Source organism: Azospirillum sp. TSO35-2 (assembly GCF_003116095.1).
Classification (GTDB): domain Bacteria; phylum Pseudomonadota; class Alphaproteobacteria; order Azospirillales; family Azospirillaceae; genus Azospirillum.
The window spans coordinates 445300-451921 of sequence record NZ_LGRA01000018.1; the positions used below are offsets into that span (position 1 = coordinate 445300).

Annotated in this window: 6 protein-coding genes; 3 read left to right on the forward strand and 3 right to left on the reverse strand. The window is 70.3% G+C overall.

The genetic code is table 11. The features are described 5' to 3' along the window. Positions 1–67: 67 nt before the first annotated feature. Positions 68–1687, forward strand: coding sequence for a response regulator (locus TSO352_RS12900; RefSeq protein WP_247872069.1), 1620 nt, complete (start codon positions 68–70; stop codon positions 1685–1687). Positions 1688–1694: 7 nt separating this feature from the next. On the opposite strand, the gene dapB is transcribed toward TSO352_RS12900, so the two are convergent. Next, positions 1695–2492: a 4-hydroxy-tetrahydrodipicolinate reductase gene (gene dapB / locus TSO352_RS12905; RefSeq protein WP_109107726.1), complete on the reverse strand. Its 798-nt coding sequence runs from the start codon at positions 2490–2492 to the stop codon at positions 1695–1697. Positions 2493–2674: 182 nt separating this feature from the next. Continuing rightward, positions 2675–3625, reverse strand: coding sequence for a zinc ABC transporter substrate-binding protein ZnuA (znuA, locus tag TSO352_RS12910; protein WP_109107727.1), 951 nt, complete (start codon positions 3623–3625; stop codon positions 2675–2677). A gap of 88 nt (positions 3626–3713) precedes the next feature. Here znuA and znuC point away from each other — a divergent pair, with 88 nt between their 5' ends. Further along, positions 3714–4514 (forward strand): zinc ABC transporter ATP-binding protein ZnuC, encoded by an 801-nt coding sequence (gene znuC / locus TSO352_RS12915; RefSeq protein ID WP_199231591.1) that lies wholly within the window; start codon positions 3714–3716, stop codon positions 4512–4514. After that, complete coding sequence (gene znuB, locus TSO352_RS12920) at positions 4507–5292, forward strand: zinc ABC transporter permease subunit ZnuB (RefSeq protein ID WP_109107728.1); 786 nt, start codon at positions 4507–4509, stop codon at positions 5290–5292. Before znuC ends, znuB begins: the two co-directional genes overlap by 8 nt. A gap of 304 nt (positions 5293–5596) precedes the next feature. Here the strand turns inward: znuB and TSO352_RS12925 are convergent. Continuing rightward, a partial coding sequence (locus TSO352_RS12925; RefSeq protein ID WP_282183856.1) for an FtsK/SpoIIIE domain-containing protein occupies positions 5597–6622 on the reverse strand: 1026 nt, incomplete at its 5' end.

Below are 6622 nucleotides of genomic sequence, written 5' to 3' on the forward strand. Positions count from 1 at the left end.
ACCGAAAATTGTCGGCAGCGTGGCGGCTGCACGCGCCGGTGATGTCCGGCCGCTTGCGGGCGTGGGAATGATGCGCGGGGCGGCGATGGTCGACGGGGGCAACGGGGGCGGACCGGCGGTCGCGACGGTCGCGGAATCGGGTGGCGATGTGCTGGAATTCGCCGCCGAAGCCGCCAAGGGCGGGTCGGACGGTGGCCGGCGCAACCCGCCCTGGCTGATCCTGATCGTCGACGACGACCACGAGGTCCACGCGATCACCCGCGTCGTCCTCGGCGAAATGACGTTCGAGGAGCGGCCGGTCCGTTTCCTGTCGGCCTACACCGCCCGGCAGGCGCGCGCCCTGCTCGCCGAACACGCCGGCATCGCCGCCATCCTGCTCGACGTCGTGATGGAGACCGACGACGCCGGGCTGGAGTTGGTTCGCCACATCCGCGATGAGCTGGGCAACCGGCAGGTCCGCATCATCCTGCGCACCGGCCAGCCCGGCCAGGCGCCGGAGCGGCAGGTGATCGCCGCCTACGACATCAACGACTACAAGGCCAAGAGCGAGCTGACCGCGCAGAAGCTCTACACCGCCACGGTCGCGGCGCTGCGTTCCTACCAGCACATCGCGACCATCGAACGCGGCCGGCAGGGGCTGGAGAGGGTGATGGCCGCCGCCGACCATCTCGCCGCGCAACGGTCGCGCCCGCGGTTCCTGAGCGCGCTGGTGGAACGGGCGGCGGCGCTGATGCCCGACGCCGACAGCGTGCTGCTGGTGGATGACGGGGGCGGGGCAGGGCCGGCGATCCTCGCCGCGGCCGGTGCGGCGGCCAACCTGCCGCCGGCGGTCCGCGCCGACCTCGCCGCGGCGCTCGCCGACGGGCAGGCGCGCTGGGGCGCCGGGCATGGCGTGGCGATCCTGCGCAGCCGCGACGCCCCGCCCCTGGCGCTGTGCCTGCTCGGCGGCCCCTTCGTCGAGGCCGACCGGCCGCTGCTGGAGCTGCTCGGCGCCAAGGCGGCGGTTGGGCTGGACAACCTGCACCTCTACGAACGGCTGAACCGGGCGCAAATCGCCACCGTCCACGCGCTGGGCAAGCTGGCCGAGTACAAGGACGAGGTGACCGGCGACCATGTCAAGCGGCTGGGCCGCTGGGCCACCGCCATCGCCCGGGAACTGCGCGCCCGCGGCGCGTTCGCCGACGAGCTGGATGACCGCTTCTGCGACATGGTCGGGTTGGCCAGCGTCCTGCACGACGTCGGCAAGGTCGGGATCCCCGACGCCATCCTGCGCAAGCCCGGCCGGCTCGACCCGGAGGAGATGGCGGTGATGCGCGAACACGCGGCCATCGGCGGCAGCATCCTGCGCGACGCGTCGGGTGGGACCGACCGCCGCGGCTACCTGTCGATGGGCGCCGAGATCGCCGAAAGCCACCATGAGAAGTTCGACGGCAGCGGCTACCCCAAGGGGCTGTCCGGCGACGCCATCCCGCTGGCCGGCCGCATCGTCGCCGTCGCCGACGTCTTCGACGCCCTGCTGCACCGCCGGCCCTACAAGAAGGCTTGGGAGATCGCGGAGGTGCTGGAGCTGCTGCGCGCCGAATCGGGCAGCCACTTCGACCCCCGCGTAATCGACGCCTTCCTGGCGGTGCTGGCGCGGGACGGACTGGAAACAAGCGCTCTCCTTCCGGTGGACGGAGAGCGCTGACACGCCATCACATCCCCAGCACGTTCCGCATGCTGTAGAGCCCCGGCGTCTTGTCCTGCGCCCACAGGGCGGCGCGGACGGCGCCCTTGGCGTAGATCTGGCGACCCGACGCCTTGTGGGTCAGCTCGACCCGCTCGCCGTCGCCGGCGAACATCACGGTGTGGTCGCCGATCACGTCGCCGCCGCGCAGGGTGGCGAAGCCGATCTCGCCGCGCGGGCGGGCCCCGGTGTGGCCGTCGCGGACCTTCTGCCAGACATCCTCCAGCCTGACGCCACGGCCGGCCGCCGCCGCATGGCCGAGGCCCAGCGCGGTGCCCGACGGCGCGTCGACCTTGCGGCGGTGGTGCATTTCCAGGATGTCGATGTCGAAGTCGTCGCCCAGCGTGTGGGCGACCTGCTCGACCAGCGCCAGCAGCAAATTGACGCCCAGCGACATGTTGGGTGACTGGACGATGGCGGTGTGGGTCGCCGCGGTGGCGATGGCCGCCTGCTGCGACGGGTTCAGCCCGGTGGTGCCGACGACCAGCACCGTCTCCGACTGCGCGGCCAGCGCGGCGTGGCGCTCGGTCGCGTCGGGGCTGGTGAAGTCGATCACCGCGTCCGACTGGGCGAACAGCGCCACCGGGTCGTCGATGGCGGTGACGCCGAGTTCGTCGATCCCGGCCAGCAGCCCCAGATCCTTGCCCAGCGCCGGACCGCCCACCCGCTCGGTGCCGCCGGCCAGCGTGCAGCCGGCGGTCGCCGCGATCTCGCGCACCAGCATCTGGCCCATGCGCCCCGCGCACCCGACGATACCGATCTTCATGACACAATCCCCCTGGAACCGGGCTTCACCGACGACGGCACCGCCCCCGCTCCAGCGGTTTACAGCGTCTTGCGTTTAAAGTGAAACGCAAGACGCTGTAAAGCTTGGTTTGGCACTCGGATTCACGCTTCAAATCGATCCCGATTTTACGCGATCCGATCGTGCACGGGCCCCGCCGCCGCTTAAGCGCCAAGGCAGCCGCGCAGCGATGCGGCGAGGTTGCGCAGCAGGGTGGGGTAGAGCGCCTCGCCCTCGGCCAGATCGGCGCCCTCGGGGTCGAGTACGCCGGTCTTCGCCCTGGTGCCCTCGACCACGGTGTTCACCAGCGCCGGCTCGAACTGCGGTTCGGCGAAGACGCAGGCGGCGTCCAGCCCGGCGATCTTGGCGCGGATCGCCGACAGCCGCTTCGCCGACGGCCGGCGGTCCGGATTGACGGTGATGGAACCGACCGCCGACAGGTCGTAGCGCGTCTCGAAATACTGGTAGGCGTCGTGGAAGACGACGAAGGGCTTCTCCTTCACCGGCGCCAGCGTCGCCTTCAACTCGGCGTCCAGCGCGTCGAGCGCCTGGATCGTGCGTTCGGCGTTGCTGCGGTAGGTTTCAGCGTCGGCCGGGTCCCTGGCCGCCAGCGCCTCCGCCGTCGCGGTGACGATGACGCGGGCGTTGTCCGGGTCGAGCCAGATGTGGGCGTTCACCTCCTCATCATCGTGATGCTCATCCCCCTTGTGGTCGTGCCCCTTATGGTCGTGGCCGCCATGGTCGTGCGCCTCCCAGGCACCGCCCTCGCGCGCGTCGAGCCGGGTCAGCCCCTTCACCTCCATCAGCGTCAGCACGCGGGCCTTGGCGGCGTTCGCCGACAGCGGCTTGCCAAGGAAACCCTCCAGGTCGGGGCCGACCCAGACCACCAGATCGGCGGCCGACAGCGCCTTGGCGTCCGACGGCTTCAGCGTGTAGCTGTGCGGCGAGGCGCCGCCGCGCACCAGCAGGTCCGGCGTCCCGACCCCGTGCATGACCGACGCGACCAGCGAGTGGATCGGCTTGATCGACACCACCACCTTGGGAGCGGCGGCCTGAACGGCACAGGGCAGCAGGGCGACGACGGCGCCGAGGACGGCAAGGGTGGGGCGGCGCATGGGAGGGTTCCTCTCGTCTGGCTGGACAGGCCGATGCTATGGGCGCATAGGAAACACTGCGCAAACGGATGTCACGTTATAACGTAACATGTCAACACCCCAGCTGTCCCGCCATGCCCCCCCGCTGTTCGCCGGCCCGCTTGCCTGGACCGAGGATCTGACCGTCCGCTTCGGCCGGCGCGACGTGCTCGACCGCGTCAACATTGCCGTCCAGCCGGGCGAGGTGGTGACGCTGATCGGCCCCAACGGCGCCGGCAAGACCACCCTGGTCCGCGCCGTGCTGGGGCTGGTGGCGCCCAGCGCCGGGCGGGTGATGCGGCGCCCCAACCTGCGCATCGGCTACATGCCGCAACGGCTGTCGGTCGACCAGACGCTGCCGCTGACCGTGCGGCGGTTCCTGGCCCTGTGGCGGCCGGTGACGGCGGAGCGGATCGCCGCGGCGCTGGACGAGGCCGGGGTGGCGCGGCTGGCCGATTCGGCGGTGCAGACCATCTCCGGCGGCGAGATGCAGCGGGTGCTGCTGGCCCGCGCCCTGCTGGGCGAGCCCGACCTGCTGGTGCTGGACGAGCCCGACCAGGCGGTCGACGTCCATGGCCAAGCCGAGCTGTTCGCCCGCATCGCCGAGGTGCGGCAGCGCCGCGGCTGCGGCGTGCTGCTGGTCAGCCACGACCTGCACACGGTGATGGCGCGCACCGACCGGGTGATCTGCCTGAACGCGCATGTCTGCTGCTCCGGCCGGCCGGAGGATGTCAGCCGCCATCCCGAATACCACGCGCTGTTTGGCGGCCACGCCGCCGACCTCGCCGTCTACCTGCACCACCACGACCACGCCCATGCCGAGGACGGCCATGTGGTGTCCGGCCATGACGGGGACTGCTGCCATGGATGATTTCGTGATCCGCGCGCTCGCCGCCGGCGGCGGGATCGCCCTGCTGGCCGGACCGCTGGGGTCGTTCGTGGTGTGGCGGCGCATGGCCTATTTCGGCGACACGCTGGCCCATTCGGCCCTGCTGGGGGTGACGCTGGGCTTCCTGCTGGGCGTCAACCCGATGATCGGGGTGATGGCGGTGTGCGTGACGCTGGCGCTCGCGCTGGTCGCACTGCAACGCCGTCGCAACCTCGCGGCCGACACGCTGCTCGGCATCCTGTCGCACGGGTCGCTGTCGCTCGGGCTGGTGGCGCTCGCCTTTCTGGAGACGCTGCGCGTCGACCTGATGGCCTACCTGTTCGGCGACATCCTGTCGGTGACCAACAGCGACCTGATGGCGATCTACGGCGGCGGCGCGGTGGCGCTGGGCGGTCTGGCGCTGCTGTGGCGCCGGCTGCTGGCGGTGACGGTCGACGAGGATCTGGCGCGGGTGGAGGGTATGCCGGTCGAGGCGTTGCGTCTGGCCTTCATGCTGCTGATCGCGCTGGTGATCGCCATCGCCATGAAGATCGTCGGCATCCTGCTGATCACGTCGCTGCTGATCATCCCGGCCGCCGCCGCCCGCCGCTTCGCCCGCACGCCGGAAGCGATGGCGGCCCTGGCCTCGGTCTTCGGCGTCGCCGCGGTGGTGGCGGGGCTGCTGGCCTCGCTGAACTGGGATCTGCCGGGGGGACCAAGCGTGGTGGTGTCCGCTGCCGCGCTGTTCCTGCTGGGATCGCTGGTGCCGCTGCGGCGCTGAGCGCAACTGCAATCAGGAAAAGAACACGACCGCGTGCATTTCCCGTTCGTGGACGCTTTCGCCTGCGCCATACTCCGCGGGCGGACGCGATGGCGGGAGGGCCGCCATCGCCGCCGCACTGACGGAGGGTATGAGGATGGAACGCTTCCTCACTCTCCTGATCCTGGTGCTGGAGATCGTCAAGCGTCTGCTTGACCTTCTGCACTAAGATCGGGCGGGCGGGCCGGGGAATTACGGTCCCCGGTCCGCCTACCCCCGATATTGGTGCCGCGCCCCGCCGCTGTCAACGGGCGGTGGAAAACACTCACTCGTCGATGTTGCGCGCCAGCACTTCGCGCTTGCCGGAGTGGTTGGGCTTGCTGACCACCCCCTCGGTTTCCATCCGCTCGATCAGGCGGGCGGCGGAGTTGTAGCCGATGCGGAGCTGGCGCTGGATGAAGCTGGTCGACGCCTTGCGCTCGCGGCAGACCACCGCCACCGCCTTGTCGTAGAGGTCGTCGCCCGACCCGCCGCCGGCCCCCGCCACGCCGCCGTCGTCGAAGGGCGCGTCGCCCTCCTCGTCCTCCAGGATGGCGTCGACGTAGTTGGGCTCACCCTGCGCCTTCAGGAACCTGACGATCTGCTCGACCTCGTGGTCGGAAACGAAGGGGCCGTGGACGCGGGTGATGCGGCCGCCGCCGGCCATGTAGAGCATGTCGCCCTGGCCCAGCAGCTGTTCGGCGCCCTGTTCGCCCAGGATGGTGCGGCTGTCGATCTTCGACGTCACCTGGAAGCTGATGCGGGTCGGGAAGTTGGCCTTGATCGTGCCGGTGATGACGTCGACCGAGGGACGCTGGGTCGCCATGATCAGGTGGATGCCGGCGGCGCGCGCCATCTGGGCAAGGCGCTGGATCGCCGCCTCGATGTCCTTGCCGGCGACCAGCATCAGGTCGGCCATCTCGTCGACGATCACCACGATGTAGGGCAGCTCGGTGAGGTCGAGCGGCTGTTCCTCGAACAGCGGCTTGCCGGTATCCGGGTCGAAGCCGGTCTGGACCCGGCGGGTCAGCGACTCGCCGCCCTCGCGCGCCTCGCGCAGGCGGACGTTGTAGCCCTCGATGTTGCGCACACCCAGCTTGGACATGTTGCGGTAGCGGTCCTCCATCTCCCGCACCGTCCATTTCAGCGCGACCACCGCCTTCTTGGGGTCGGTCACCACCGGCGTCAGCAGGTGGGGGATGCCCTCATAGACCGACAGCTCCAGCATCTTGGGGTCGATCATGATGAAGCGGCAGCGCTCCGGCGGCAGCCGGTAGAGCAGCGACAGGATCATCGTGTTGATCGCCACCGA

What these genes read in the sequence shown, in the direction of transcription:
- znuB (WP_109107728.1), top strand. Translation starts at nt 4,507, where the DNA reads ATGGATGATTTCGTGATCCGCGCGCTCGCCGCCGGCGGCGGGATCGCC.
- znuC (WP_199231591.1), top strand. Translation starts at nt 3,714, where the DNA reads ATGTCAACACCCCAGCTGTCCCGCCATGCCCCCCCGCTGTTCGCCGGC.
- dapB (WP_109107726.1), bottom strand. Translation starts at nt 2,492, where the DNA reads ATGAAGATCGGTATCGTCGGGTGCGCGGGGCGCATGGGCCAGATGCTG.
- znuA (WP_109107727.1), bottom strand. Translation starts at nt 3,625, where the DNA reads ATGCGCCGCCCCACCCTTGCCGTCCTCGGCGCCGTCGTCGCCCTGCTG.
- TSO352_RS12900 (WP_247872069.1), top strand. Translation starts at nt 68, where the DNA reads ATGATGCGCGGGGCGGCGATGGTCGACGGGGGCAACGGGGGCGGACCG.